This window comes from Immundisolibacter sp. (assembly GCF_041601295.1).
Classification (GTDB): Bacteria; Pseudomonadota; Gammaproteobacteria; order Immundisolibacterales; family Immundisolibacteraceae; genus Immundisolibacter.
On record NZ_JBFIII010000011.1, the window covers coordinates 1 to 26,961 of the forward strand.

26 protein-coding genes are annotated in these 26,961 nt (G+C 63.0%); 15 read left to right on the forward strand and 11 right to left on the reverse strand.

The genetic code is table 11. The annotated features are described in order from the left end of the window. Positions 1 to 747: RNA methyltransferase (locus tag ABZF37_RS02585; RefSeq protein WP_372716444.1), on the reverse strand; the 747-nt coding region annotated here is incomplete at its 3' end. 121 nt (positions 748 to 868) lie between these two features. On the opposite strand from ABZF37_RS02585, the gene ABZF37_RS02590 reads away from it, so the two are divergent. Then, the gene (locus ABZF37_RS02590; RefSeq protein WP_372716446.1) at positions 869 to 1,666 is read left to right on the forward strand and encodes an inositol monophosphatase family protein; all 798 of its coding nucleotides are present in this window, start codon (positions 869 to 871) and stop codon (positions 1,664 to 1,666) included. Positions 1,667 to 1,862: 196 nt separating this feature from the next. Continuing rightward, positions 1,863 to 3,455, forward strand: coding sequence for a GNAT family N-acetyltransferase (locus tag ABZF37_RS02595; protein ID WP_372716448.1), 1,593 nt, complete (start codon positions 1,863 to 1,865; stop codon positions 3,453 to 3,455). 593 nt (positions 3,456 to 4,048) lie between these two features. Here ABZF37_RS02595 and ABZF37_RS02600 read toward each other — a convergent pair. The 8 genes from ABZF37_RS02600 to ABZF37_RS02635 all read right to left on the reverse strand — a co-directional run bounded on the left by ABZF37_RS02600 (position 4,049) and on the right by ABZF37_RS02635 (position 13,128). Next, on the reverse strand, positions 4,049 to 5,620 hold the full coding sequence (locus ABZF37_RS02600) for a DUF4105 domain-containing protein (protein WP_372716450.1): 1,572 nt from the start codon (positions 5,618 to 5,620) through the stop codon (positions 4,049 to 4,051). 368 nt (positions 5,621 to 5,988) lie between these two features. Then, complete coding sequence (locus ABZF37_RS02605; RefSeq protein ID WP_372716452.1) at positions 5,989 to 6,495, reverse strand: DUF3015 family protein; 507 nt, start codon at positions 6,493 to 6,495, stop codon at positions 5,989 to 5,991. A 254-nt stretch (positions 6,496 to 6,749) separates the two neighbouring features. Continuing rightward, entirely contained in the window at positions 6,750 to 7,901 is a 1,152-nt protein-coding gene (gene argE, locus ABZF37_RS02610) for an acetylornithine deacetylase (RefSeq protein ID WP_372716454.1), read from the reverse strand. A 3-nt stretch (positions 7,902 to 7,904) separates the two neighbouring features. Next, on the reverse strand, positions 7,905 to 9,149 hold the full coding sequence (locus ABZF37_RS02615) for a CaiB/BaiF CoA transferase family protein (RefSeq protein ID WP_372716456.1): 1,245 nt from the start codon (positions 9,147 to 9,149) through the stop codon (positions 7,905 to 7,907). Between the two features lie 174 nt (positions 9,150 to 9,323). Further along, positions 9,324 to 10,583 (reverse strand): DUF1329 domain-containing protein, encoded by a 1,260-nt coding sequence (locus ABZF37_RS02620; RefSeq protein WP_372716458.1) that lies wholly within the window; start codon positions 10,581 to 10,583, stop codon positions 9,324 to 9,326. 277 nt (positions 10,584 to 10,860) lie between these two features. Continuing rightward, positions 10,861 to 11,442, reverse strand: a complete 582-nt coding sequence (locus ABZF37_RS02625; protein WP_372716460.1) for an NTP transferase domain-containing protein — start codon at positions 11,440 to 11,442, stop codon at positions 10,861 to 10,863. A 10-nt stretch (positions 11,443 to 11,452) separates the two neighbouring features. Further along, positions 11,453 to 12,457: an XdhC family protein gene (locus ABZF37_RS02630; RefSeq protein WP_372716462.1), complete on the reverse strand. Its 1,005-nt coding sequence runs from the start codon at positions 12,455 to 12,457 to the stop codon at positions 11,453 to 11,455. A gap of 80 nt (positions 12,458 to 12,537) precedes the next feature. After that, a complete protein-coding gene (locus tag ABZF37_RS02635) occupies positions 12,538 to 13,128 on the reverse strand; it encodes a class I SAM-dependent methyltransferase (RefSeq protein ID WP_372716464.1) in 591 nt (196 codons plus the stop codon). Between the two features lie 131 nt (positions 13,129 to 13,259). Here ABZF37_RS02635 and ABZF37_RS02640 point away from each other — a divergent pair, with 131 nt between their 5' ends. Together ABZF37_RS02640 and ABZF37_RS02645 are read left to right on the forward strand one after the other, a co-directional pair. Further along, the gene (locus ABZF37_RS02640; RefSeq protein WP_372716467.1) at positions 13,260 to 15,290 is read left to right on the forward strand and encodes a carbon starvation CstA family protein; all 2,031 of its coding nucleotides are present in this window, start codon (positions 13,260 to 13,262) and stop codon (positions 15,288 to 15,290) included. Continuing rightward, positions 15,287 to 15,463: a YbdD/YjiX family protein gene (locus tag ABZF37_RS02645; RefSeq protein ID WP_372716469.1), complete on the forward strand. Its 177-nt coding sequence runs from the start codon at positions 15,287 to 15,289 to the stop codon at positions 15,461 to 15,463. Before ABZF37_RS02640 ends, ABZF37_RS02645 begins: the two co-directional genes overlap by 4 nt. A 19-nt stretch (positions 15,464 to 15,482) precedes the next feature. Here ABZF37_RS02645 and ABZF37_RS02650 read toward each other — a convergent pair whose 3' ends face one another. Further along, positions 15,483 to 17,078 carry a GMC family oxidoreductase gene (locus ABZF37_RS02650; RefSeq protein ID WP_372716471.1) on the reverse strand — a complete coding sequence of 532 codons (1,596 nt, stop codon included), beginning with the start codon at positions 17,076 to 17,078 and terminating at the stop codon, positions 15,483 to 15,485. A 77-nt stretch (positions 17,079 to 17,155) separates the two neighbouring features. Continuing rightward, on the reverse strand, positions 17,156 to 17,947 hold the full coding sequence (locus ABZF37_RS02655) for a M48 family metallopeptidase (RefSeq protein WP_372716473.1): 792 nt from the start codon (positions 17,945 to 17,947) through the stop codon (positions 17,156 to 17,158). Between the two features lie 130 nt (positions 17,948 to 18,077). On the opposite strand from ABZF37_RS02655, the gene ABZF37_RS02660 reads away from it, so the two are divergent. The 11 genes from ABZF37_RS02660 to ABZF37_RS02710 all read left to right on the forward strand — a co-directional run bounded on the left by ABZF37_RS02660 (position 18,078) and on the right by ABZF37_RS02710 (position 26,926). Further along, positions 18,078 to 18,494, forward strand: a complete 417-nt coding sequence (locus ABZF37_RS02660; protein WP_372716475.1) for a hypothetical protein — start codon at positions 18,078 to 18,080, stop codon at positions 18,492 to 18,494. Positions 18,495 to 18,521: 27 nt separating this feature from the next. After that, positions 18,522 to 19,058 carry a glycine zipper 2TM domain-containing protein gene (locus ABZF37_RS02665; protein ID WP_372716477.1) on the forward strand — a complete coding sequence of 179 codons (537 nt, stop codon included), beginning with the start codon at positions 18,522 to 18,524 and terminating at the stop codon, positions 19,056 to 19,058. A gap of 29 nt (positions 19,059 to 19,087) precedes the next feature. Continuing rightward, complete coding sequence (locus tag ABZF37_RS02670) at positions 19,088 to 19,522, forward strand: hypothetical protein (RefSeq protein WP_372716479.1); 435 nt, start codon at positions 19,088 to 19,090, stop codon at positions 19,520 to 19,522. A gap of 15 nt (positions 19,523 to 19,537) precedes the next feature. Then, on the forward strand, positions 19,538 to 20,215 hold the full coding sequence (locus ABZF37_RS02675) for a winged helix-turn-helix domain-containing protein (RefSeq protein WP_372716481.1): 678 nt from the start codon (positions 19,538 to 19,540) through the stop codon (positions 20,213 to 20,215). Beyond that, the gene (locus ABZF37_RS02680; protein ID WP_372716483.1) at positions 20,215 to 21,561 is read left to right on the forward strand and encodes an ATP-binding protein; all 1,347 of its coding nucleotides are present in this window, start codon (positions 20,215 to 20,217) and stop codon (positions 21,559 to 21,561) included. The genes ABZF37_RS02675 and ABZF37_RS02680 overlap by 1 nt, the downstream gene beginning before the upstream one ends. A gap of 90 nt (positions 21,562 to 21,651) precedes the next feature. Further along, complete coding sequence (locus ABZF37_RS02685) at positions 21,652 to 22,842, forward strand: SRPBCC family protein (protein ID WP_372716486.1); 1,191 nt, start codon at positions 21,652 to 21,654, stop codon at positions 22,840 to 22,842. Between the two features lie 16 nt (positions 22,843 to 22,858). Next, positions 22,859 to 23,242 carry a hypothetical protein gene (locus ABZF37_RS02690; RefSeq protein ID WP_372716488.1) on the forward strand — a complete coding sequence of 128 codons (384 nt, stop codon included), beginning with the start codon at positions 22,859 to 22,861 and terminating at the stop codon, positions 23,240 to 23,242. A 3-nt stretch (positions 23,243 to 23,245) separates the two neighbouring features. Next, complete coding sequence (locus tag ABZF37_RS02695; RefSeq protein ID WP_372716490.1) at positions 23,246 to 23,740, forward strand: nuclear transport factor 2 family protein; 495 nt, start codon at positions 23,246 to 23,248, stop codon at positions 23,738 to 23,740. 54 nt (positions 23,741 to 23,794) lie between these two features. After that, on the forward strand, positions 23,795 to 24,859 hold the full coding sequence (locus tag ABZF37_RS02700) for an LLM class flavin-dependent oxidoreductase (protein WP_372716492.1): 1,065 nt from the start codon (positions 23,795 to 23,797) through the stop codon (positions 24,857 to 24,859). A 32-nt stretch (positions 24,860 to 24,891) separates the two neighbouring features. After that, positions 24,892 to 26,343 (forward strand): amidase family protein, encoded by a 1,452-nt coding sequence (locus ABZF37_RS02705; protein ID WP_372716494.1) that lies wholly within the window; start codon positions 24,892 to 24,894, stop codon positions 26,341 to 26,343. After that, entirely contained in the window at positions 26,333 to 26,926 is a 594-nt protein-coding gene (locus tag ABZF37_RS02710; RefSeq protein WP_372716496.1) for a cysteine hydrolase family protein, read from the forward strand. The genes ABZF37_RS02705 and ABZF37_RS02710 overlap by 11 nt, the downstream gene beginning before the upstream one ends. Positions 26,927 to 26,961: the final 35 nt, after the last annotated feature.

Sequence of the window (26,961 nt, forward strand, 5' to 3'; positions counted from 1 at the left end):
ATGGCAGGGAGTGCTCTTGGCTTCGGCCGCCGCGATGGCGTGCCCGGTGGCGGTCAGGATGCCGCGCAGAATTTGCATTTCATTTTGGTCCGGTGCCGCTCGGTTGACAAGCGCTCGCAGGCGTCGCATGGAACGCTGCGGATTGTTCGGTAACAGAAAATTCAGATCGCGCAGCGTCTGCTCGAGGTGCTCGAACAGACGCTCGAAATCCTCTCGCGTCGCGGGCGCTACGGTCGGCGCGGGCGCCGGCATGTCGCTGTCAACACACTGGTATAGCTCGTAAGTGAGCACCTGCACCGCCGCCGCCAGGTTCAGCGAGGCGAACTCGGGGTCGCTCGGAATGCACACCCGTTGCTGGCACAGGTCCAGATCGGTATTGCTCAGACCCGAGTGCTCGGGGCCGAACACCAGCGCCACCCCGCCGTGGCGGGCGGCCTGTAGAGCCAGCGCCGCACCGGCGCGCGGGTCCAGCGGCGGCGCTTCTATGGAGCGGCGGCGGGCACTGGCGCCGATCACCAGGGTGCAGTCCGCGGTAGCCTCGGCCAGACTGTCGAACACCCGTGCTTGTGCCAGCACCAGGTCGGCTCCGGCAGCGCGGGCACTGGCTTCCTCGTGCGGAAAAAACTTCGGTTGCACGAGGTACAGGCGATCGAGCGCCATGGTACGCATGGCACGCGCGACCGCACCGATGTTGCCAGGGTGAGTGGTGCCGACCAGCACTACGCGAATATTGGAAAGTGCCTTCATCGGGTCATTCTAGCCCTGGCTGTTGCTTAGGCTGTCGGGGATGGTGCGCGGTAAACTGCGTTGCCTGCGCGCCGCGACGCTTATGGTGTGGCGGCCTCCGATTTTGCCTTGCGAGTTTTTCATGTCTGGACTGACCACCATCGCCGTGCGCGCCGCCCGCAGCGCGGGTGACTTTCTGTTGCGAACTGGCGAGCGCCTGCACGAGCTGCGCGTTGAACAGAAAGGGCCGAATGATTTTGTCAGCGACGCCGACCGCGAGGCCGAGCGGCGCATTGTCGAAATCATCCACCGCTCCTATCCAGACCACGCCATCCTGGGCGAGGAGGGCGGTGCCCAGGGCGATTCCACGGCGCGCTGGATCATCGATCCACTCGACGGCACTACCAACTACTTGCACGCCTTCCCCTGGTTTGCGGTGTCGATCGCCCTGGAAATCCAGGGCCGGCTGGAAGTCGGCGTCATTTATGACCCTACCCGTAACGAGCTGTTCGTCGCCGAGCGTGGGCAGGGCGCCCGGCTGGACGACCGCCGCCTGCGGGTCAGCCAGCACGGCAAGCTGGCCGGAGCCATGATCGGCACCGGTTTTCCGTTCAAGTCCGTGGATCACCTGGACGCATACACCGAGACCTTCAAGGCGGTATCGCGCGAAGGCTGCGCCGTGCGCCGCGCCGGTTCGGCGGCGCTTGATCTGGCGTATGTCGCGGCCGGTCGCTTCGACGGCTTCTGGGAACTCGGCCTCGAAAAATGGGACATCGCCGCCGGTGTACTGCTGATCCAGGAGGCCGGCGGTGCGGTTACCGACATTCGGGGAGGCGATCGGTTCATGGCTACCGGCAACGTGGTCGGTGGCAACCTGCGCGTACACCAGGCGCTGCTGGACACCATAAAGTCACATCTGGGTGACGATCTGCGGGCCTGAGGCCGGCCTGCGGCGACCGGCACCAACGGGATGTTCACGGTTCGGGACGAGCCCAGCGATCCGGCGGAAAAGACTGTTTTCTGCCGCGCGGGATCCCGGCACAGCCGCGCAGCGAGTGATTCAGAAAACCCAAGCAAGCGATGCTCCCGGAGTCGGGCGCGAAACATATTCAAATTTGAACGAGACCTGAAGACCCATGGCTGAAAGTATCAACATCGAAGAGCCGGAACATAACCTGCGATTGCGCCCCTTGCAGGCAAAAGACTATGCCGACATAAAAGAGGTTATGGACCGAGTCTATGTCGGTTTTGGCGGCGCGTGGCCTGAAAAGAAGTTTCGCTCGCAACTGAAGGTATTCCCGGACGGGCAGATATGTATTGAGGATCACGGAAAAGTGGTTGCTGCCGCATTCTCCGTTATCGTGGACTATGACAAGTTCGGTGACCAGCATACCTACGACGAAATAACCGGCGACGCCTATCTCACCACACATGATCCGAATGGCGATGTCCTGTATGGCGTGGATGTCTTTGTTTCGCCCGATTATCGTGGTCTGCGCCTCGGCAGACGGCTCTACGAGGCACGCAAGGAACTGTGTCGCAACCTGAACCTGCATGCCATTGTCGCGGGTGGAAGAATTCCGAACTATAAAAATTATTCCAAGGAAATGACTCCACAGGACTACATTGAACGGGTCAAGAAGAAGGAAATTTACGACCCCATCCTCACATTCCAGCTTTCGAATGAGTTTGAAGTCAAGCAGGTGCTTGACGCGTATCTGCCCGAGGATAAGGAGTCCAAGGGCTATGCCACGCTGCTGCAATGGCACAACCTGTATTACGATCCGACGAAACAACCACTGTTTGGCGCGCGCCCGACGTCTGCGAGAATCGGTTGTGTACAGTGGCAAATGCGCACCCTGAAGTCGGTTGAGGAACTGGTGCAGCAGGTTGAGTACTTTGTCGATGCCCTGTCGGACTATCAATGCGATGTGGCGCTGTTCCCGGAATTTTTTAACGCGCCGCTAATGGGTGTAGGTCACCATACAAATTCGTTTGATGCGATAAAGGCGTTGGCTTCCTATACGGATGAAATTGTCGAGGCAATCTCGAAGCTCGCGGTTTCCTACAACATCAATATCATCGCGGGGTCCATGCCGGTTATCGAAGACGACGAATTGCTGAACGTTGCCTTCTTTTGCCGGCGTAATGGAACGCTGGAAAGACAGTACAAACTGCATCCAACGCCGCACGAGAAGCGCGCCTGGATCATGCAGGGTGGCGACGGCCTGCGGGTTTTCGATACCGACTTTGGGAGAATTGGCATCCTGATCTGCTACGACGTGGAATTCCCGGAACTGGCGCGGTTACAGGCAGAGCATGGGATGCAGATATTGTTTGTTCCGTTCTGGACTGACACCAAGAATGGTTATCTGCGGGTGCGCTGTTGCGCCCAGGCGCGGGCCATCGAAAATGAGTGTTATGTGGCAATTGCCGGCAGTGTCGGTAATTTGCCAAAAGTCGATAACGCCGACATTCAATACGCGCAAACGGCGGTGTTTTCGCCCTCGGATTTTGCCTTTCCGCACGACGCGATCATGGCCGAGACCACGCCGAACACCGAGATGACGCTCATCGTCGACCTGGATCTGGAAAAGCTCAAGGAGCTTCAGAATGAGGGATCGGTAAGGAACTACCTCGATCGACGCCGAGACTTGTACCGAATCGAATGGCTGGGGGCGGGCGGTCCGGTTAGCGTCGACGTGTCAAAGAAGAACGCGCAGGCCTAATGTTGCGGCCGGGGCTTCGCGCCGGATGCGCGCGACGCCTTGGCGAGACTTTCGCTTGCAAAGACTGGCTCGGCGCACAGGGTTTGTTCAAGGCGTGCTGCCAGAGCCAGGCCACAGAAAACCAGAACTCTATTTCCGATGTTTCTGTTTCAAAGCGCGCGGCATGCGTTGTCCCTGCTGGGACGTGATATCACATTCCGATGGCCAGATCGTGTTTCTTTTCCGTCTATCGTGAGCAGAAGCTCTCCCTTGGTGATGACTCCCACATTCTCGGTTTCATGGCTGTGCGCAGCGATAGTCGTGTCTGCGGGGTAAGAGGCAAACAGAACCTCACAGTCCTTGGCCGCCAACCTGAGTGCCTCGAACGGCCCTTCAAATCTCGGAAGATTGTGGAGTGGGCTTGGAAAATGGGACATGACTCTCCCCGTCATACTCAAGTCTACTGCTTATATGGGACCGCAATCCGGAAGAGGCAGGTTGTACGCATTCAGGTTCGGTGAGCCCCAAGCGGGCAATTCGCCGCTATGGACACGATCAAGCCGCCGCTGCGGGCGGCTCTACCCGCAGAGGCGGGCAGCCTGTTGCGCCGGGGACTACCAATATATTCCGAGGCCGACACTGATTTGCTGCGCTCGATCGTGTTCGTAGCTCAAACGCAAGTCACTATCGGGGGCAATGGCCCAGCGCATTTCAGTGCTGGTCACTCCGTAGTTTCCGATCTTACCGGCCATTGGAAACCGTTGTTCGTAGCCTAGCTTCATTCCAAGTTGGTCGCTTTGATGAAGAATGAAGCTCATTGATGTTCGAGCATAGCCAACTCCCTGACCAGCCTGAGGATTCTGAAGCGCACTTCCCACGTAAACAGCGCCAAATAGCCCTCTCGGCCACTGTCGCCCGTAACCGTAATCGCCTTGCACACGAGCCACCAGGCAGTCTTGACAGGCCAGTCTCGCCTGCTCGGCGCCCACGTGTATTTTCCATGTGGTTCCTTTGTCTCCTGGTAGGCCGGTTAGTCCAGGGTTCGCGCTGTCCACGCCAAACAGGTCGAATTTATCAATACGGACCCGATTCTTATAAAGGCCAAGCTGTAGGTCACCCATAACAAGAGAGGCATTGCGCACATGTCCGCTATCTGCGTCTAGAACGTCGTAGTAGGCTGGCCTGAGTCGGATTGACAATGCGTTTCCAGTATCGGTGTTGTGCCGCCATGAAACTTGACTCCAGCCCAAGGGACGCGCGAGGTGCGGAGACCGTGGCTGTCGAGGCTTGAGTTCTGGCGAGCCAGGTGGTTCCTGATAGCGCGCTGACAATGCCTTCCTGTATTCCTCTTTAGTTTCTGCCGGAGCCATTTCGAGAGGATTTGCAACAAACTGATAATAGTCGAGAATTGCATCAAGCACCAACTGCCGGGATGATGTTTGCAGCGCCTGAAACTGCCGTCCGTCGAAGAATTCCCGCCGATTAACCAAATTTCTGAACGAATCGGTTTCTTGCGCTGAGAGATTCAAGTACCTCGCGTAGAATCGGGATTGTCGGGATGGGAGATAGGTCACATCGGACAATAGTTTTCTACCGCGATATTCTGCCACGGCGAGTTCCTCGATTAAGGCTTGAGGAATGATCCATGCTGATCTTTTTTGAATTATCTTCAAGCCATCGACAATTTCAATTATCTCAGCTATCCGATAGGCACAATTCTTTTTTAAAAAATCATAGGTGTATCGCTTTCCAAGCACTTCCCAGGCATGTGCAACAATTAGATTTACTGCTTCATGGGGAAGGTCTAGCCTATACTCCCACAGGTCCCGTAATTCGTTATCTCCGTAATTGTGGTTGTGGAAATAAAAATGGATGTGACTAAAGCCCGCGTCATATCCTCTGGTAAGGCTTTTTACTATATAAGTAACGGGGCCATCCTGCTTTGTCAGTATCGCTCCGAAATTGACGCTGACATCCATCAGTCGTGTTTGCCCTTCATCGCCCCCAAAATTGAATTTGAGTAGTGTGTGGCCGTAGTAAGAGGCCGGATTTCCCAAGTAACCCGTAGCGAAAACGATACTGAGAGAAGAAACGCTTCCTGATCGGGTCCACCCATCGAACGCAGGGCATTTCATTCGTTCTGTCAGGCCTGGGATACCTCCCATCCTGGCCTCCAGCCACTGCATTCGCGCCGGGAAACGACACTGTGCATGCCGGTCTGGATCAACTGGGGGAGGCGCAACCAAGGCGGTTATCGTAGTGTTCAGCTCCGCGGCCGGGTCGGTTCTACCGTTGGCGTCCAATAGAAAATCATCCCGGATGGAGCTACTCCAACCGGTAGGGCTACCTGCATCCTTCTCATAGTGGCCCAATCGGAGCCACCCTGGATCGGACGCGAGCTGGAGTACTTGGGCAGGAAGGTGGTCCTGAGCCACGGCCGAGCTTAAAAGAAAGCCTAGAAAATACGGCCAAAGGCCTAACGCGAGGCGGCGCAACACAGAGTTACACAAAAAAATGGCTGCTGATCAGATTAAAGACCAGCAGCCAAAATATACTACGCGGAACAGCTATTGTTTACAGAATTCTCAATAATCGAGTAAAAATTCGCGGCTTTATCGAGATGTGGCAGGTCACTATAATCCGGAGCCGACACAGCGTGTCCCATTGCGCCTCGAATTGCTTGTGTGGCGACTGCTTGACGCGATTCCCCACATCCGAAGATATTTAGCGCCGTCGTCAGATGCTCGCCTTGGCCCGCCGCAGTTTCTTCAACTAGGTTTGCATAGGTGTCGCGAATGAAGAGAGCAGCCACTAATTTCTTCCCGGAACAGGTTTCCGGGCTTGACGTCGCCGAGGTGATTGCGGTGATGCCAAGATCCCAGATTACGTTGGAAGTAACGGCGGCCCATTTTGTCTCATTAAAAAGAGCGGCTCCAATGCCACAGTCAGCATACGGATTTGGACCGGAGCCGGCCGCCTTGGTCTCAGCAAATACAGCCGTGCTGGCAGACATTGCAGCGACAACAATTGAAGCATTCAGCATGAATTCCCTGATTCTCATTCTCAAACACTCCGTTTTTAATTTATTAAGATAACCCCTGTCCTAGCTCTCTCTGCTACCTACGACCCACCTAGCCGCCAGCAGGACGCTTGAGAGCACACATCTCCCCCCGCTGCGCCTTGGAAGGCGTGCGGCGGATGCTCGCACATAACCAGTAGGTATAGCTACACCTCATCGACTATAAATCGACTATTTTCCGAATTTGACGTTCGCCGAACCAGCTCCGCCAGCCTCCACGCTACGTAAATGCCTTCTTATTGCCTACACAGCCGGCCAATCGCCCGCTGCAGGATCGCGATCGTGGGCGTGAGTCTGTCCAGTGCCAGATACTCGTTGGGCTGGTGAGCCTGGGCGATGTCGCCCGGGCCGAGGATGACGGTTTCGCTGCCCAGTGCGTTGTAGTACGGACCCTCGGTGCCAAACGCGGCCGATCCGGCGCTGGCGCCGGCCAGCTGTTCGGCCAGGCGCACGATGTGCGCGTCGGCAGACGTGGCCAGGGGCGGCAGACCGTCGAAGATGGCCTCGAATTCCACCGCCAGTCCCCGCGTGTCGGCTACGGCCTGCACGCGTGCACGTAAGTCCGCGCGCAGGTCGGACATGGACATGCCGGGCAATGGACGCAGGTCTAGCGTCAGCTCGCACTCCCCGCAGATGCGATTAGGGTTGTCGCCGCCGTGGATGTGGCCCAGGTTCATCGTGGGAACGGGCACGCTGAAGGCCGCATCGCGGTGGCGCAGTTGTAGTTCCGAGCGCCAGGCGAGCAGGACGCCGATCACCGCGTGCATGCCTTCGAGCGCGCTGTTGCCCAGGGTGGGGTCGCTGCTGTGGCCGGACTGGCCAATAAGTCGGATGCGCTCGTCCATGACGCCCTTGTGCTGGCGGATCGGCTTGAGGCCCGTCGGCTCGCCAATGATGCAGTGCTGGCCCAGGCGTCGCCCGGCGGCGGCCAGCGTGCGAGCGCCGAGCATGCCGCTTTCTTCGTCGGCGGTGGCGAGCAGCACCAGGGGTCGCTTGAGGTCGCGGACGCGCAGGTCGCGCACGGCCTCGATGGCGAGCGCCAGGAACGCCTTCATGTCGGCGGTACCCAAGCCATACAGGCGGTCATCGGCCTGGTGCAGGGTGAACGGATCGCGCCGCCACAGTGCCGGGTCGCAGGGTACGGTGTCGGTGTGGCCGGCCAGGATCAGCCCATCGTCGCCCTGGCCGAGGGTGGCGATGAGGTTGGCCTTGGCCGGAGTGGTTTCCAGGTCCTGGATTTCGATACGGAAGCCCAGGTCTTCGAGCCAGCTGGCCAGCAGGTCGATGACCGCCCGGTTACTGCTGTTTCGCTCCGGTTCGAAGCTGCTGATCGAGGGCGTGGCCACCAGGGCACGAATCTGCTCCAGCAGGGGTGGCGGTGCCGGCATGGCTCAGATGATCTTTTTCGTCTTCAGGTCGGCCAGTTCGGCCGCGCCCAGGCCAAGCTCTCCACCGAATATCTGCGCATTGTGTTCGCCCAGTAGCGGCGCTGCCCGGCGCACGCCGCCCGGGGTGCGCGAGTGCTTGGTGGCAACGCCGTAATGCGTAATGGGGCCGTGCACGGCGTGCTCGGCTTTCACGATCATGTCCCGGGCGTGGTAGTGCGGGAACTTGACGATATCGCCAAAGTCCATCACCCGTGCGGCGACCAGGTCGGCTGCTTCGAGCGTGGCCTCGGCCTGGTCGGCGGTCATGGTCGCGATCCAGGCGGCAACTTCAAGATCAATGAATTCAGCGTTGGCAACGCGGGCGTTCCAGTCCGAGCAGCGCGGGTCGCTGGCCAGTTCCGGCTGGCCCATGACGACGCACAGGGCCTGCCACTGCTTTTCGAACGGTGCGAACAGGCACAGCCAGTGGTCGTCTGAGGTGCGATAGGTGTTCATGAGTGCGCCGCCGCCGATCGCGTTGCCCGAGCGCTGCCAGATGTGACCGGTTTCGGCGGCCGCCATGATGTCGTACGAAGTGGCGTACAGCTGCGAGTCGGTCAGACAGGCATCCACCTGCTGGCCCTCGCCGGTTTTAGTGTGGTGGTGCAGGGCGGCGAGCGTACCGATGGCTGCCTGCCAGCCGGCCATGTCGTCGGCAATCACGGTGCCGGCGCGCAGCGGCCGGCCGCCGGACTCGCCGGTCACGCTCATCAGCCCGCCCATGGCCTGGCCGACGGGGTCGAAGCCCTTCTTGTGGGATAACGGCCCGAACTGGCCAAAGCCCGAAATCGACGTGTAGATGATGTCCGGCTTGATGGCGCGGATGGCCTGGTAGCCGATGCCCCAGGCGTCCATGGTGCCGGGCGAGAAGTTCTCGATCAGGACGTCGGCGTTGGCCGCCAGGCGGCGGAACAGTTCCTGGCCTTCGGGTTTGCGAAAGTCCAGCGTCACGCAGCGCTTGCCCCGGTTCATGGTGTTGTAGACCACGGACGATTCGCCGTCGCGCTGGTCCTTGATGAACGGCGGCACGAAGCGGTTTGGGTCGCCGGTGCCGGGTAGCTCGCACTTGACCGACTCGGCGCCCAGGTCGGACAGGATCATGCCGCATACCGGGCCTGATGCGTAATTGGTGGCTTCCAGCACACGGATGCCGGTCAGCGGGCCCTGGGTGTCGGTGCGGGCGTCGGCGAAGAATTCGGATTTTTCCACGGGGTTTCCTCGGGCGTGAATGTTTCAGGATCGCTGCCTGGACCAGGGGATCCTCAAGTCGCAGCAAAAGTACCACCCGTGGGCGAGGCTGCGCAGCGGTAGCTAAAAATGCCCGTCGGCCACAGGACCGACGGGCATTCAGGTTTCAGCTTTTGGCCTGGGCCGCCCCTGGCATTAGTTGATCAGGCGCGGGATTGCGTCCGGAGTGAAGTCGCTGGCTTTGGCATTCGGGTAATTATGGCGGCCCTGCGGGTCTGTGAACACCAAGGAGGCGTGCAAGCGCTGCAGGTCGTAAACACCCACGAAGGACACGGTTGGTCCGTTGGTGCCGTCGTCGCGCTGGCCCTGCCGGTAGTTGCAGTTCTCGATGCGCCACAGTTCGTTCTTCTTGTCGTAGAACTCCTGCCAGTGCAGCATCGGCGCGTAGGTTTGAGCATCGTAGTACTGTACTTTGCGGCTTACCAGGTGCCCTTGGTTGGGTGTGGCCTCAACGATGAGAACCTCACGTGGCTCCCAATCGTCCAGCACGTTCCAGTGCGGCGCCTGCTGCAGGTCGATCATCGGAAAGCGCGCCTCTCCGGAGCCTACCGATGGATCGAAGCGAACGCTGGAATGGGCGATTGCCAGAATCCAGCGCTTGCCGACCAGCTTCCATCCCTTGTACCAGGACGGATCCGCATTCATGCCGAACGACTCGTCGTTCAACAGGTCGGTTGCGGACAGGGGGTCGGCCCAGGCATTGCTGGACAGGCGGCGCACGCGGCGCACGCTGCGGATATAGGCATAGACGTCCGGCAGGCGGGCGTCGGTGTACTGGATGGTGACCACGCCCAGGCCGCGCGTGTCGTTGGGGTATTTGTTGAGCACGACTTCGTACTTCGCGATCTGGCCTTTAGGGTCGGCCAGTGCCGGGTCGATAGCGCCGTCGGCCATGTATCGCCCGAATCGCCACTGCTGCTCGCGGTCCAGGCCTTTCCGGCCGTCGATCAGCGCAAAGTACATTGGGTTGTAGTCAAGCACGTCGGCGTACCACGGCCCACGCATGAAATTCTGGGCCACCTTGACGCCGTCGGCCGGGTTGCTGGCGTCAATGCTGGCGAATGGCAGACCACCGGCGAAATTTTCCAGTACCCCGGTCTGCGAATTGATGCTCGCCTTGCCAGCATGCTGCTCGGTCAGGGCAATCAGCCTGGGGTCCACCTGGACCTCGGATGCGGTTTGCAGGCGCATCTGCAGGCCGAATTCCCGGATCATCCTTTCCTGCGTTGGCAGAATCAGATCAGAAATAGCCTTGCCTTCGAAGGTTTGAGTTTTCATCTGGTCGATATTGGCAGCGCTGATGACGGTGCCGACAGGGGCATCTTGCCCGGTCGCGGTGGCAGTCAGGCCACACAGGGCCAGTACGCTGATGGCCAGCGCAGATTTCTTGAACATGGTCTTCCTTGTCCTTGTAGGTGATGCCGACTGATGCTGCCGGCGCTGGATGAAAGGGTGATGGGAGCGGGTTACGTGAATGGCGTACCTCCAGGAGTTGGGTGAAAAAACGCAAAAAAACAGCCGCACCGCGCCGCCGTTGGCGCAGTGATTGCAACCTGATTCAATGGGGATGAGACAGGACACGATGACCGATCGATCAGTCTTCAAACTAGCATACCCCGGACTGTCGCGATGCCGAAATCCGTGACCCGCGGTAGCGGCGTTAGCGCAGCCGTTAACCTGCGGGATTTTCGGACAAACGCTGTAAGTCCGCCGGGGTGTCCACATCGGCGAGCACGCCGGGGTCGTCGACGGCGAATTCCTGTACCGCATCGGCATGGGCCAGGAGCACGGTTCGTGCTCCCTGGTCCTTCGTCAATCCGCAGAGCAAGGGGGTGAAGCGGGCTGCGAAGCCCACCGGGTGGCCGCGCTGGCCGGCATACACCGGCACCGCGATGCCAGCGCCATCGGTAAGTGCGGCGGCGATCAGTCTGACGCTGGTGGTGGTCACTTGCGGCATGTCGCCGAGCGCGATCAGCAGGTCGACTCCGGTTGGCGCGTGACGCGCACCGCAAGCCAGGCTGTGACCCATCCCGAGCGCGGCGTCGTCGCACACCACCACGCTGGCGCCCGCATGTGCCAGCAGCGCAGCAAGTGTGTCGTTATTGGGCCCCACCACGGCAATGAGATGTTCCACCGCCGGTAGCAGGGCGGTGAGCGCATGCAGGACCAATGGGCGGCCATGCAGCGGCGCCAGGAGCTTTTGGGCGCCAAAGCGCGAGGCGGAGCCTGCCGCGAGCAGAATGCCAGCCGTCATCTGTGTGCCGTCATGCGCAGGCGGGCGTCGGTCGTTGCTCGCGATCCAGCAGGCGTGCATGGGCGGTGGCCAGCGCGCCATTACGCGCCGCGATGAGCTCGGCCGCGATGGCGACCGCGATTTCCATCGGCGCGTGCGAGCCAATCGGCAGGCCGATGGGCGCGTGCAGGCGCGCGATGGCCTCGGCCGGCAGGTCAAGCTCGCGCAGGCGCAGCAGGCGTTTGTCGGTGGTACGCTGCGAACCGAGTGCGCCGACATAAAAAGCGGGCGATTCCAGCGCCTGCATCAAGGCCAGGTCGTCCACCCGCGGGTCGTGGGTGAGCGTGATCACAGCCGAGCGCTGGTCGGTCACCCGTTCGCGGATCACGGCGTCGGGCAGGCCCGGCACAAGCTCGGTGCCGGGTACGTTCCAGGTTGACGCGTAGTCCTGGCGCGGGTCGCATACCAGCACGTGATAATCGAGCGCCTGCGCCAGCTCGGCAATGCAGCGGGACAGTTCCGCCGCGCCGATGATGACCAGCTGCCACTGCGGTCCGAACACCTTGTGCATCACGTCGTCGCGGACACGGCAGGCCGCGGTGTGCGGGCCGGCCGGCAAGAGTCGACTGGCGCCATCGGTAAGATTGAGCTCGCGAGCTACCGCGTGACGCTGCTCCAGGGTCTCCAGCACGGCGTCGAAATCGCCTGCCGAGCCGATCGGTTCGCAGACCAGCTCCAGCGTGCCGCCACAGGGCAGGCCGAAGCGCTCGCCCTCCTCGCGGCTGAGGCCGTAGATCACGCGCTGCGGGCCGTCGGCGGCAACCTCGCCGCTGCGCAGTTTGGTGACCAGATCATCCTCGACGCAGCCGCCGGACACCGATCCTGTGAGTTGGCCAGCGCCGCCCACCGCCAGCAGCGAACCGGCCGGACGCGGCGATGAACCCCAAGTCTGGGTGACGGTAACCAGGTGCGCGCGCGTGCCGGCCCGCACCCAGCCGAGGACGGCACGGATCACGTTGAGGTCGCTACTGTCCATGTTTCTTCCTGCGCGGGCGTCCTGAATTCGGCGTCCATTTTACGTGCTGTTGGGGGCGGCACCCGCGTTCATCGCGAGGGTCAGGGCGCGGATGTCGGCATGCGCGCCGCGGCGCGTGCCAGGGCCAACGGCGCGTCCGGCAGGTCGCCGGCAACCAGACCCTCGTGGTAGTGAACGATATCGAGTGGCCATAGCAGGTGGCGCAGCTCGCCCGGGCGCAGCCGAAAGCGCGACGAAGATGGCCCGGCCACCGGCTGTGGCCAGCGCAGGTGTTGCTCGAACAGCACCCAGCCACCCGGTGCCAGGGCGTCGGCAAACTGTGCAACGAGGTCGCGGTTTACGAACTGGATGTTCACGATCAGTTCATAACGGGCATCCGGGAGCCGGTAATCAGCGATATCCGCGCAGATCCAGTTGATCTGTTGGTTGCCGATCTTGGCCTGTTCGCGCGCGCGGTCAAGCGCGGTTGGGGCGATGTCGATGGCGTCCACCGCGAAGCCCGCCTGCGCCAGGGCAATGGCGGTGGCGCCGAGCCCACAGGCGACATCCAGCGCCCGCCCCTGGGGCACCCGTTTCAGCCAGTCCAGCACGAACGCTGACGGCCGGGCGGCATACCTTGCGCTGCCGGCGCGGTAACGGGCTTCCCATTTCTCGGCTTCGGTCTGGCTCATCTGCAGGGTTCTGGAATCATGGCCTCCAGCATAGCTCACGGTCAGCCGCGGAAAACCGCACCGCGAAAGGTACGATTGGCGCCCCGTGGCCGTGCGTGCGGCAGCGGGTGACACATGAGAGGGAGGACGACATGGCATCGCTTCGCAAGACGGTATTTTGGCTGGTGGTGGTCGGACTCGGCGTGACCGCCTTCGGCGGCATCGCGCTGGCGCGCGGCGAGCCGATCAACGCCTGGTGGCTGATCGCGGCCGCGGTGTGCGTGTATGCCATCGGTTTTCGTGTTTACGGTGCCTGGGTGGCGACGCGGGTGCTGCTGGTGGACGGCAGCCAGGTGACCCCCGCGGTCCGGATCAACGACGGCCGGGATTTCGTGCCCACCAACCGCTGGGTGGTGTTTGGCCACCATTTCGCGGCCATCGCCGGGCCAGGGCCGCTGATCGGGCCAACCCTGGCGGCGCAGTTCGGCTACTTGCCGGGCACGCTGTGGATTCTGATCGGCGCCGTGCTGGGTGGCTGCATCCAGGACATGACGGTGCTGTTTTTCTCGACCCGGCGCAATGGCCGCAGCCTGGGGCAGATGGCGCGCGAGGAACTCGGCCCGGTCGGTGGCGTTGCGGCGCAGGTCGGCACGATGCTGATCCTGGTGATCCTGATCTCGGTGCTCGGTCTGATCATCGTGAACGCCATGAAACACAGCCCCTGGGCCACGGCGACAGTGGTCGCCACCATCCCGATTGCGGTGCTGGTGGGCATCTACATGCGCAGCATCCGCCCGGGCCGGGTGCTGGAGGGCAGCGCCATTGGCATTGCGCTGCTGCTGCTCGCGGTGTGGGGCGGCGGCTGGGTGGACCAGCATCCGTTGCTGCGCACCTGGTTCGACCACGGTCCGTTGACCATCGCCTACGGCATCATGATCTATGGCTTCGTGGCGGCGGTGGTGCCGGTCTGGCTGCTGCTGGCGCCACGCGATTACCTGTCGACCTTCATGAAGCTGGGCACCATTGCGCTGCTGGCGGTGGCCATCATCTGGCTGAATCCGGTCTTGCACATGCCGGCCACGACGCAGTTCGTGGACGGCACCGGCCCGATCTTTGCCGGCAAGGTGTTTCCGTTCGTGTTCATCACCATTGCCTGCGGCGCCATCTCCGGGTTTCACGCGCTGGTCAGTTCCGGCACCACGCCCAAGCTGCTGATGGATGAGCGCGACGTCCACATGATTGGCTACGGCAGCATGATGCTGGAGTCGTTTGTGGCCGTCATGGCAATGATTGCCGCCTGCGTGCTGGAGCCGGGCGTATTCTTCGCCATCAACACGTCGCCGGGGGTGGTGGGCGAGGGCGCCGCGGCCGTGGCCACCATTTCGTCCTGGGGCTTCCCGGTGGCGCTGGAACAGATGCAGACGCTGGCGCGGGACATGGGCGAGGCGACCCTGTTCGGTCGTACCGGCGGCGCGCCGTCCCTGGCCGTTGGCATGGCCAGTATTTTTAGCGGTGCGTTCGGGCAGGGGCTGCTGGCGGTCTGGTACCACTTCGCCATCATGTTCGAGGCGATTTTTATCCTGACCACGCTGGATGCCGGCACCCGGGTGGGACGTTTCATGCTGCAGGACATGCTGGGCAACCTCGTGCCGGCGCTGGGTCGCACGGCGTGGTATCCGTCGGTGCTGCTCTGCAGCGGCTTGTTCGTGGCTGCCTGGGGTTATTTTCTGTACATCGGCGTCATTGATCCGGCGGGCGGGGTCAACATCCTGTGGCCCCTGTTTGGCATCTCCAACCAGATACTCGCCGCCATTGCTCTGTGCGTGTGCACTGGCATCCTGGTCAGGTCCGGCCGTGAGCGCTATTTCTGGGTGACCTCGCTGCCGCTTGCCTGGCTGACGGCGGTCACCAGTACCGCCGCCTGGCAAAAGGTGATGAGCGATGACCCACGGCTCGGCTTCTTTGCCGGCGCCGACGATCTGGCGCACAAACTGGCGGCGGGTCTGCTGCCGCCTGAAAAAGCCGCGCTGGCGCCGCAGCTGATCTTCAACCAGCGCCTGGATGGTTGGTTGACGATTGTCTTCGCCGGCCTGTTGTGGCTGATCCTGGCCGATACCGCGCGGGTATGCCTGCGCCACTTGCGCCATGGGCAAACCGCCGAGCCAGCCAGGAGCCCGGCGTGAAGGCGTTGCGGATGCTGTGGGCCTGGCTGCGCGAGGTCTCGGGTGACGACGCCTACGAACGTTATCTGGCCCACCAGGCCAGCGCTCACCCAGGTCAGACGCCGCTCGACCGACGGGCGTTTTTTCGGCGATTTCAGGCCGACGCGTGGACCGGCGTGCGGCGCTGCTGCTGAGCTTCGTTCAGGCGCCCTGTTACGGCCAGTCGTCCTCGATCAACTGCGCGCCGCGCCAGGCGATAGCCATGGTGGCGGCGTTGCTGTGGGCCGACACCAGGGTCGGCATGATGGAGCAGTCGATCACGCGCAAGCCGGTGACGCCGTGGACCCGCAGCCGCGCATCGACCACCGCCTGAGTGTCGTGGCCCATCTTGCAGGTGCCGGCCGGATGCGCCACCGGGCCGCCGAAATCGCTGTGGTAGGCCAGCGCGTCCTGGTCGGACTGCACAGCGGGGCCGGGAGTGGTTTCTTCTACCAAATAATCGGCTAGCGGCGCCTGGGCCGCCAGCTGGCGGATGTAGCGCAGGATGCGGCCGCTCATCTGGCGGTCCTCGTCGGCAGTGAAAAAGCCGGAGCGGATGGTCGGCGCCGCGGCCGGGTCCTTGCTGCTGATCATCACGCTGCCCTGGCTTTCGGGCCGCAGCTGATAGCCGAAAATCTGCACGCCGTGGGCTTTTTCAAACGCCATCGACAGCTTGCCGGGCACCAGCGAAAACGGCGCCATGACCAGCTCGGCGTCCGGCCGGGTCAGTTCCGGCAGGGTACGCACGAAGGCCACCACATCATGTGAGCCGGTGGCCATCAAACCCTTGCGGTCGAGCACGTACCGCAGCAGGTTCTTGACCAGGCGCCAGCCGCCGAATTCACGGTTCAGGCTCAGCGCCTGCTTGAGTCGAAACTGTACGAACATCATCCGGTGCTCGCGCAGGTTCTGGCCGACGCCTGGCAGATCATTGATAACGTCGATGCCCAGGCCTGTGAGGTGCTCGGCTGGCCCAATGCCTGACAGTTGCAGCAGCTGGGGCGACTGCAGGGTGCCGGCGGCAATGATGACCTCCTTGCGGGCGCGAAACTCCTGCTCGATACCCGCGCGCCTGCCGACCACACCGACCGCCCGGGTGCCCTCGAACAGAACCCGTTCGGTCAGGAAGTCGGTCACGATCTGGAGATTCTTGCGCTGCCGGATCGGCCGTACAAAGGCGGTAGCGGCGTCCTCGCGGCGGCCGTTGCGGATGGTGAACTGTACGTAGCCGATGCCTTCCTGCTCGGGCCGGTTCAGGTCGTTTTTGACCGTCAGACCCAGCCGGCCGCCGGCGGCGATGGCGGCGTCGCACAGCGGGTGTGGATTGGGATGATTGCTGATGTGCAGTGGCCCGCCGACGCCACGCACCTCGTCGGCGCCCAGTTCGTGGTCTTCCATGGCCTTGAAACACGGGCCTAGCTCGGCCCAGCCCCAGCCGGGGTTGCCGGCGGCTGCCCAGCTGTCGAAGTCCTCGGGCTGGCCGCGCGTGTAGAACATGCCATTGACAGTACTGGAGCCGCCGAGCATGCGCCCGCGCGGCCAGGACTCGGAGGCATTGCCGTTGCCGGGCTCCGGTTCGGTGTCGAAACGGCGCACATGATGCTGGTCGAACATCAGCTTGCCAAAGCCCTTTGGCATGCGCACGATGAAGCTGTTGTCGTCCTTGCCTGCTTCTAATAGCAGCACGCTGTGCTTGCCGCTCGCGGTCAGGCGATTGGCCAGCACACAGCCGGCAGAACCTGCCCCTACGATAATGAAATCCGTTTCCACCGCCTCGCTCCTTATCTGGTTTTGATCCGATTATTCGATGACCGCCTGGCGCCGGCGGAATGCCTTCGGTTAGCCGATCAAGGCACCCGGCAAGCGGGCTTGCGACTGCTTGCCTGGGCTTGCTGGTAAAGCTCCAGCGCCTGCGGAATTCGGTTCTGGAGGGCCGCGATACGGCCACCGGGCGACGGGTGGGTAGACAGGAACGCCGGTGGGCCGCCACCGCTGGCGCGTTCCATGTTCTGCCACAGGTTGACGCTCTGGCGTGGGTCGAAGCCGGCACGCGCCATCAGGTCCAGTCCCAGCAAATCGGCTTCGCTCTCCTGGGTGCGCGAAAATGGCAGTAGCACGCCGACTTGCGCGCCGACACCGAGCAGGCCCATCAGTTGCTGCTTGGCGGGCGTCATGCCGCCACTGATGGCCTGGGCCGCCTGCAGGCCGGTATCGACCGCGGCCTGATTCGACAGGCGCTCGCCAGAGTGGCGGGCCAGCACGTGCGCCACCTCGTGGCCGATCACGGTGGCCAGCTGACTCGGGTTGCCTGCCACCTTGAGCAGGCCACTGTTAACGCCAATCTTGCCGCCCGGCAGCGCAAAGGCGTTGGCCGAGTCATCGCGGAACAGAGTGACCTCCCAAGCCTCGCCGCCACTCGGCAGCACCGCGGTAATGGCATTGGCCACACAGCGCACATACGCGTTGGCCGCCGGATCGTTGTCGCGCGGCTCCTTTTTGCGAATGTCGTCGTAGGCGGCCAGGCCCATCTGCGACAAGTCGGTATCCGAGAACAGTTGCAGCTGACTGCGGCCCAGTGGTGAGGTGGCGCAGGCGGTGAGCAGTGTGAGGGACAGAAGCAGAAAGCAGTGTTTGAGCATGGCGATTCCTGATGGTTGATTACGCGGGTCCGGGCACTGAGCGCGTTCAGCGTGGGTTAAGGCACGCTTGCTTAAGGTGCTGTCACGCGGCGGGGATTGGCCCCGCCCTGGTACGTCAGGGGAACCTGCCATGACTGCTAAAAGGGTACTCAAAAATTTGCTGCTGGTGTCGGCGTTTGCCGGCGCCTTGCTGGTGGTGTCGCCCGTTTCGGCCCGCGACAGCTACCGTGGCGAGCATCAGCAGTCCGGACATGACCGTGCTTATCGGGGCGATTCGCACAACCGTCACCTGGGAAACAGTTGGGGTGGTCGCGGTGACTACCGTCGTGGGGATTCCCATCATGGCAAGCATTACAGCGGCCGGGGCCATCGCTCTTATGGGCACCACAACGGATGGGGCCATCGCTCCTATGGTCACTACTACTCGTCGCCGGGCTATTACTACCGGCCAAGTCACCACCGACATCATCGGGGTTGTGGGCACAACGGCTATGGCCACGGAGGCCTGGTCGAGTTCCTGTTCGACTACAGCCATCACGATTATTAACGGTCGCCCGCACGCGGAGGACACGACATGAAACTGACAAAATTGCTGCTGTTGGTACCCCTGCTTTCGAGCTGCGCCAGCAACGCAGTGGCGGGTCATCGCGGTGACAACGAACGCTATTACGTGGACGCACCGGTGGTGCGCGTGGAGCCACTGTATCGCACGGTGCGTGTTGACCGGCCACGCCGCGAGTGCTGGGACGAAGAGGTCTACGTGGAACGGCCCGCCTATCGCTCGCACACCGGAACCATCCTGGGCGGCATCGTCGGTGGAGTACTCGGCCACCAGGTGGGTGGGAGTCACCACGGTCTTGCCACTGCGGCCGGCACGGTGCTGGGCGCCTCCGTGGGTCGGGATATGAGCGCGCGCCGCCGCGTCGATGACGGCTACTACACCTCACGCGAGCGCTGCGACGTACGCCACGAGTACACTCGGGAACAGCGTAACGACGGTTATCGCGTGACCTACGCCTACGCGGGTCGCGAACACGTGACGATTACCGATTACGACCCGGGCGATCGGATTCGCGTGCGGGTGGCGGTGCAGCCGCAATACGATTACTGAGCACCCATGCTGAATGTTGGAGCCGGACCATGAAACACAGGGCTAGGTATCTGGTGGGTGGCGTGCTGCTGCTGGCAGTCGCGCTACCCGCCTGGGCTGGTCCTGACAAGGGTCGGGATGACTCGGATCGGCGCGATCACGACAGTCATTACGACGATCGCCATGAGCGTGGCCAAGGCCGCGCGAAGGGCCAATATCGGCGTGATGAGCCTGCCCATCGTTCGCTCGGCACGCGGCGCGATGAGTCGCGGTCGTTCCGTGGTCCCGATCGCCATGACCACTACGACCGCGATGCGGGGCGGGCTGCCAACGCGGTGCGTCGTGACGAGCGGGGTCGGGTCCTGCGCTCGGAACCGACCGACGATCGTGGCTACCGGGTGCGGGTGTTGACCCCCGATGGCTATGTACGCGAACGCTACGTTGATCCGCGTCGGGACGACACCGACCGGCATCGGGACGACTGAGGCCGGGAGTACGCCATGCGTGGGCTGGTAGTGGAAGATGATGCTGCGCTGCGCAAGCAACTGGTAACCGGAATTACCGCTGCCGGCTTCGTGGTGGACAGCGCTGGGGATGGCATTGAAGCGGAATATTTCGGGCTCGAATATCCCTATGACATAGCGGTTATCGACCTCGGCTTGCCGCGTCGCGACGGCATGTCGGTGATCCGCCGCCTGCGCTCGCGCGGCTGTCGATATCCGATCCTTATTCTGACTGCCCGCGACCGCTGGCAGGACAAAGTCGCCGGGCTGGACGCCGGCGCCGACGATTACCTGGTCAAGCCATTCCAGATGCCGGAGCTGGTGGCTCGCCTGCGGGCGCTGGTTCGGCGCACCGGCGGCTGGGCCGATAGCGTCATCGCCTGTCCGCCGCTGAAGCTCGATACACGCGAGCAGCGCGCCTACCTGGAAGATGCCGAACTCGACCTGACCGCTTATGAGTACCAGCTTCTGGCCTACCTCATGCTGCACGCTGGCGAAGTGGTGTCCAAGACCGAGCTGACCGAGCACCTGTACCCGGATGACGCCAGCCGCGACAGTAACGTGCTGGAAGTGTTTATCCGTCGCCTGCGCCAGAAGCTCGATCCCGACGAGTGCCTGAATCCGATTGAAACCCTGCGCGGGCGGGGTTACCGACTGGCGCTGCCCCGAGCCTGATGGGGTCGATCCGCCGCCGTCTGCTGCTGTCCTCGCTGCTGGTGCTGGCGGTGTTCCTGGGCGGTACCGCGGTGGCACTGGATCGGGCGTATCGCGATAGCGCCGAGGGGGCGTTGCGTGCCCGGATGCGGGGCGAGGTGTTCGCCCTTCTGGCGGCCGCTGAACTGCGTGCGGGCAAGCTGGACGTCCCACGTGGCCTGCACGAGAGCCGCTTCGAGGTGCCCGGATCCGGCCGCTATGCCGAGATCAGCGGCGACGAAGGCGAGGTGCTGTGGCGCTCGCCGTCCATGGTGGGGCTGAACCTTCCATTTGTGCGTGGATTGACACCGGGTCGCGCGTCCTGGTCCCGGGTCCGCGCCGACGGCGAGACATTGCTGGTCTACAGTTTTGGCGTGGGCTGGGAAGTCCAGGGCAGTGCGGCGCGGCAGTTTACCTTCAGCGTGGCCGCCCGGCTGGACGAACTGGGGGCGGAGATCGGTCAATTCGAGACCACCCTGCTGCTGTGGCTCGGTGGGGCCGCGGGTTTGCTGCTGCTGACGCAGATGCTGATTCTGCACTGGGGGCTGCGACCGCTGGCTCAGGTGGCGGTAGACATCAAGGCCATCGAAAGCGGGGCGCGTGACGATCTTGCCGGGCGTTATCCGGCCGAACTGACCCCCCTGACCCACGGCCTGAATGCCCTGCTGCGGCACGAACGCGCGCAGTTGCTTCGCCAGCGCAATGCGCTGGCCGATCTCGCGCACAGCATCAAAACGCCGCTGGCGGTACTGCGCAATGCGGCGGGTGCGCAGTCGATCGAGCAAGCTGCATTGATCAACGACGCCGTTGCCCGTATCGACGAGTCGGTCGCCTATCAGGTGCGCCGCGCAGCCGCTTCCGGTCGTGCCACCCTGACCGCGGCGGTGCCGGTGGCAAAGGTGGCGCGTCGGGTCATGCGCGGTCTCGACAAGGTCTACGCCGACAAGCGCGTGGCGGCGGAACTGGACGATCCAGCGGGCGGCCAGTTCGCAGGTGACGAGGGCGACTTGTACGAGCTGCTCGGGTGCCTGCTGGATAACGCCTACAAGTGGAGCGAGCGGCGTGTGTTGCTGTCGCTGACATCGCAGGCGGATGACGGCACTGCGGCCTTGGAACTGACGGTCGAAGACGATGGTCCCGGCGTGCCGGCGCCGCTACGTCAGGCGGTGCTGGAGCGCGGCACTCGCGTCGATCGGCGCGTGGCCGGCGAAGGCATCGGCCTGGCAGTGGTGCGCGACATCGCCACCGCCTACGGCGGCCGGCTTGCGGTTGATGATTCACCGCAACTGGGTGGGACACGTTTCATTGTGCACCTGCCGGCGGGCTGAGGAGCAAGCCATCCCAACTGACAGGAAAGCGATTAAAGTACATGGCGACGCTTTATTCGGACTTCGCGGGTCTTCGGACTGGAGGCAGGCATGAACAAACCGGTCGCATCCCGCTGGGCGCAGCAGTTTCCACAGTTGGGCACCGATCCGGTGCCGGTGGACGCCCTGCTCTCGGCAGAGTATTTCCAGCGCGAGAAGGAAAAGCTGTTCAAGCGCACGTGGCTGAAGCTGGCACGGGTCGAGGAGCTGCCCCAGTCGGGTTCGTGGAAGCTCAAACCGCTGCCGATCTGGGACTCGTCAATCATTCTGGTGCGCGGCGAGGACGGGCAGATTCGCGGTTTTCACAACACCTGTTCGCACCGCGGCAACCGGGTGATCTGGGCCGAGGACGGCCACGGCAAGGACCGGCGCTTTTCCTGCCACTTTCATGGCTGGACCTACAACCTGAAAGGCGAGCTGGTCCACGTGCCGCAGGAAGAGGAATTCTTCGACAGCTTCTGCAAACCTGACAACGGCCTTGCACCGGTGGCGGTAGAGGTGTGGGAGGGCTTCATTTTTGCGCACCTCGACCCGCAGCCGGCGGTCAGTCTGAAGGACTATCTGGGCGAGGCCGCCACGCGCCTGGAAGGGTTTCCGTACGGACAGATGACCGCCGTATACGCCTACCGCACCGTGCTCAACTGCAACTGGAAGATCGCCCAGGACGCGTTCTCCGAGGCCTACCACGTCACCACCATCCATGCCGGTTCCTTCCCGGAGGGTTTCTCGGCCAAGCTCTATGAGGTGCAGTTGTTCGGCCCACACCGCACCTCGGCTGTATACATGGATGACAAGGGACCGACTCCAACGCCGGTGGCCGCGCTCTCGCATCGGCTGGGCACCACGTCCATTGCCAAGCGCGGCACCCGGGTGGCGCTGCCGCCTGGCGTCAACCCGACCCGCAGTCCCAATTTCGCTTTCGAGCTGTCGGTGATGTTTCCGAATTTCCTGGTGCACATCATGGATGGGCTGTACTTCACGCATCAGTTCCACCCACTGTCGGTGGACCAGACGCTGTGGGAGGGAATTCAGTACTTCCCGCCGCCGCAAAACGCGGGCGAGCGCTTCAGCCAGGAATACGGTCAGGTGTTACAGCGCAATGCCTGGCTGGAAGATACCGCCACCATGGAAGCCACGCATGCGGCGCTGAAGTCCGGCGCCAAGAAAGTGATGCACCTTCAGGACCAGGAGGTGTTGCTGCGCCACCATTACCAGGCGGTGGACGAGTACGTGAACAGCTGAGGGGCGGAAGAAGCATATGAGCAGCGATCTGTTGCCGGCCAGCTACCGGCACCTCGAACCCTGGGTCGACCGTTGGGCCTTGGCCTCGCAGGCTGAGCGGGAAACCACGCGCCGTGCCAGCACGGGCGCCCAACTGAAAGCATTTTATGACGCCCTGGTCGGCGAGGGGGACGGCATCGTCGCCCATCTGAATGCGCTTCCCCTGGACCAGCTGCCGGCGCCCGAGCAGCGGCTGCTGTATCTGATGCTGTCCCTGGCCGAGGTGGCGCCGCACGTGGAGCTGTACCGCGGGGACCCGCGCGTGCCGTTCAGTTTCGAGGAAGAGCGCTTTATCGCCGAGCACGGCGCGGCGCCCGGTTTCAACGGCGACCTGTACGCCCTGCCCAATCGACCGGCCTGACCTGTGGCAGACGATGACATCGCCCGGCGCCTGGCACGCCTGGAGTCACTGGAAGCGATCCGCGACCTGATCGCAGGCTACGCGCGGGGCGCGGACCGCAACAACGATCCGGCCATCATGGCGCCGTTGTTTGCCGAGGACGCCACTTGGGCGGCCAAGGGTTTCGGGCCGTTCAAGGGCCGCGAAGCGATTGCCCAGGGTCTGGCCGCGACCGGGCGCACCGATATCCTGTGGTCGCTGCATTACATGATCTCGCCGCTGATCGAGCTGGCGGCGGATGGCCGCACCGCTGCCGGTAACTGGTACCTGTGGGAGCTCGCTACCATGCCTGGCAAGACCGCCGACCAACCGGACTCGATCTGGGTCGGTGGCACCTATCAGGCCGATTTCTCCCAGCAGGACGGGCGCTGGTACTTCCAGAACGTCTGGCTGGAAATCCGGCTGGCGACACCGTTCGAGGAGCCCTGGGCCGGCCGGCCGCTGCGTCGCTTCGAGTAGTCGGTCGCATCCGCTCACCGCGGCGGCTGAGTTCTAGCAAACTGGAGGTAATCCATGACCGCGCTGCGTTTTGGCGTGTACTGCGAGATGCAGTCCGCACCTGACAAGTCCCACGCCGAGCTGGCCTGGGAGGTGTTTCGGCTGATCGAACAGGCCGACACGCTGGGCTATGACCTGTATAGCCTGATCGAACATCACTTTTTCCCGACCTTCGGCATCTCCGCCAATCCCCTGGGACTGTTCACGGCAGTGGCGCAGCGCACGCAGCAGATTCGTCTGCGCACCCTGTGCCACACGCTGCCGCTGCACAACCCGCTTGTGCTGGCCGGCGAGATCGCCATGGCCGACATCCTCACCGGTGGCCGGCTGGAAGTCGGCGTCGGGCGCGGCCACGCCTGGCTGTACCCACCGGCCGGCATTCCATTCGAGGAAAGCCGAGGCCGCTACGAGGAAGCCCTGGAACTGCTGCGCCTGGCCTGGTCCGGCGAGCGCTTTTCATTTCATGGCCGCTACACCCACGTGGATGACGTGCAGGTGGTGCCGCAGCCCGTGCAGCGGCCGTATCCGCCGATCTACATGACAGGCACCAGCGGCGCAGCCTTTCGTATCGCCGCCCGGCACGGCTGGCGCATCTGCTCCGGAGGGCCGGCGCCGATCGAGGTATTCGCCGATGGCTTCAAAACCTACCGCGATGCCTGTACCGAGTTCGGCACGCAGCCACACGTCGGCTACGTGCGGGCGGTGTTCCTGGCCGATGACGAGAACACGGCCCACCGCGAGGCACGCGAGGCGATCATGAAGTTCTTCGAGTACAACGTGCGCCCGCACGACTCGCTGCTGGACCCTGCGCTACAAGAGCCATTGCACGCGGCAGGCTACGCGTTCTACGCCAGCGATGCCCTGCAATCCATGAAGAAGCTCAGCTACGACGACATCCTGGCCCAGGACATGGTGTACGTGGGGACGCCCGAGCAGATCGCGCGTCGTCTGACCGACCTGCACGGCCAATGGCAGTTCGACGAGTTTTCCATCGTCTCTCACTACGGCGGCATTGCCCCGCACCAGGCGTACCGCAATCAGGAGCTGTTCGCTCGCCGGGTAATACCGGAGTTTCGCTGACACGCCCGCCAGCGAGCGACCCGCAAACCCTTATGTGGCATGCACAAAGCATCGCCGAGCTTGGGCAGGCGATGGCGAACGGCGGTCTGAGCGCCGCTGCTCTCACCCAGTATTTCCTGGACCGAATCGGCGCGCTGAATAAGGCCGGGCCGACGCTGAACGCCGTGCGCGAGGTGAACCCACGGGCGAGCGACATCGCCAGAGCCTTGGACGATGAACGTCGCGCCGGCCACGTGCGCGGCCCGCTGCATGGCATCCCGGTGCTGCTCAAGGACAACATCGCCACGGGCGACGGCATGGCCTGTACCGCAGGCTCGCTGGCTCTGGCGCAACTGCGACCGCGCCAGGACGCTGAACTGGTGCGTCGCCTCAGGGCAGCGGGCGCGGTGATTCTTGGCAAGTGCAATATGACCGAGTTTGCCGACTATTTGGCCGATGTCATGCCGTCCGAGTTCAGCTCCGCCGGTGGCGTGGTGCGCCATCCCTGGGGCAAGCGTTACGACCGTGGCGGCGGGTCCAGCATCGGCGCGGCCTGCGCCGTGGCGGCCGGCCTGTGCGTGGCGGCGGTCGGCAGCGAAACACAAAACTCCATTCAGACCCCGGCCAGCCAATCCGGCGTGGTGGGTCTTAAGCCCACGGTCGGGCTGATCAGCCGCTCTGGCGTGATGCCATTGGCGATCAGTCAGGACACGGCCGGGCCAATTACACGTCGCGTCGCCGATGCTTCTGTGCTGCTGTCGGCCCTGGCCGGCGTGGACCTGAACGACACCCTCACGCTGGGCGCGGCGGCGCACCTGCATGCCGACTACTCGCGGTTTCTCGATCCACACGCTCTGCGTGGCGCGCGTATCGGCGTGCCAAGGCAGGTTTATTTTGGGCGGGAAGAGCAGCAAGACGCCGACGCGCTGGTGGAACAAGCCATTGTCACCCTGCGCACCGCCGGGGCGATCATCATCGACCCCGCCGACGTGCCGACGGCACACGAGGTCGCGCGGCTGCGTTCCAGCGTGTTTGCGTGCGAGTTCAAGGCCGGATTGAAGGCCTTTCTCGCCGCCCAGAACGAAGCAGCGCCCATGCACTCGCTGGGCGAAATCATTGCCTTCAACCAGGCGCACCCCGAGCAATGTCTGAAGTACGGTCAGCTGCTGGCCGAGAATGCCGAGCGCAGCGGCGACCTGGATGACCCCACCTACCGGGCCGACCGCCTGCGGGACATCACACTGACCCGGGAGCTGGGCATCGACGCGGTGTGTCGGACCCATGGGCTGGATGCACTGGTCACGCCGGGCGGCGTAGCTGCCAAGCTGAGCGGCAAGGCCGGTTACCCGGCCATCACGGTACCGATCGGCCATACCGGCGATGGCAGTCGCGTGGGTATGAGTTTCATTGGCCAGGCGTTCAGCGAGCCGCGTCTGATCGCGCTGGCGTATGCCTTTGAACAAGTCCGCGGCGGGCTGTCGGTGGCGCTGCCCGATGGGCTCTGAATCTGCCGTGACGCCCAACATGCATGCCCTGCTGATCATCGACATGCAGAATGACTTCGTACTGCCCGGTGGCCCGGCAGCGGTGGCCGGCGCGCCAGCAACGGTGCCCAATATACGTCGCGTGCTGGAGAAGTTCCGTGTCGGTGGCTGGCCGGTATTTCACCTGATTCGCCATTACCGGCCCGATGGCAGCGACGTGGAGCTGTTTCGCCGCGATGCCTTCATGCAAGGGCCGGCCTATTTGCTGCCCGGTAGCACTGGAGCACGGATCGTTGCGGAGCTCACGCCTCAACCGGGGGAGCAGGTGATCGTGAAACCGCGTTTCAGTGCCTTCATGGGTACAGCGCTGGATCTTGTGCTGCGCAGGCGTGGCGTCAGGCAGCTTGTGGTCTGCGGCACGCAGTATCCGAATTGCATCCGTGCCACGGTGATGGACGCCGTGTGCCTGGATTACGCGGTCACGCTGGTTACCGATGCCGCCTCGGCGCAAACGGCCGCGGTGGCGCAGGCCAATATCCTGGATATGGCCAACATCGGCGTGGCGTGCCGGACCACCGCGCAGCTTGAGGCGCTCGATTGCTGAGGCCTTGCCGGTGCGTTAGACGTCTCACTGGCCCT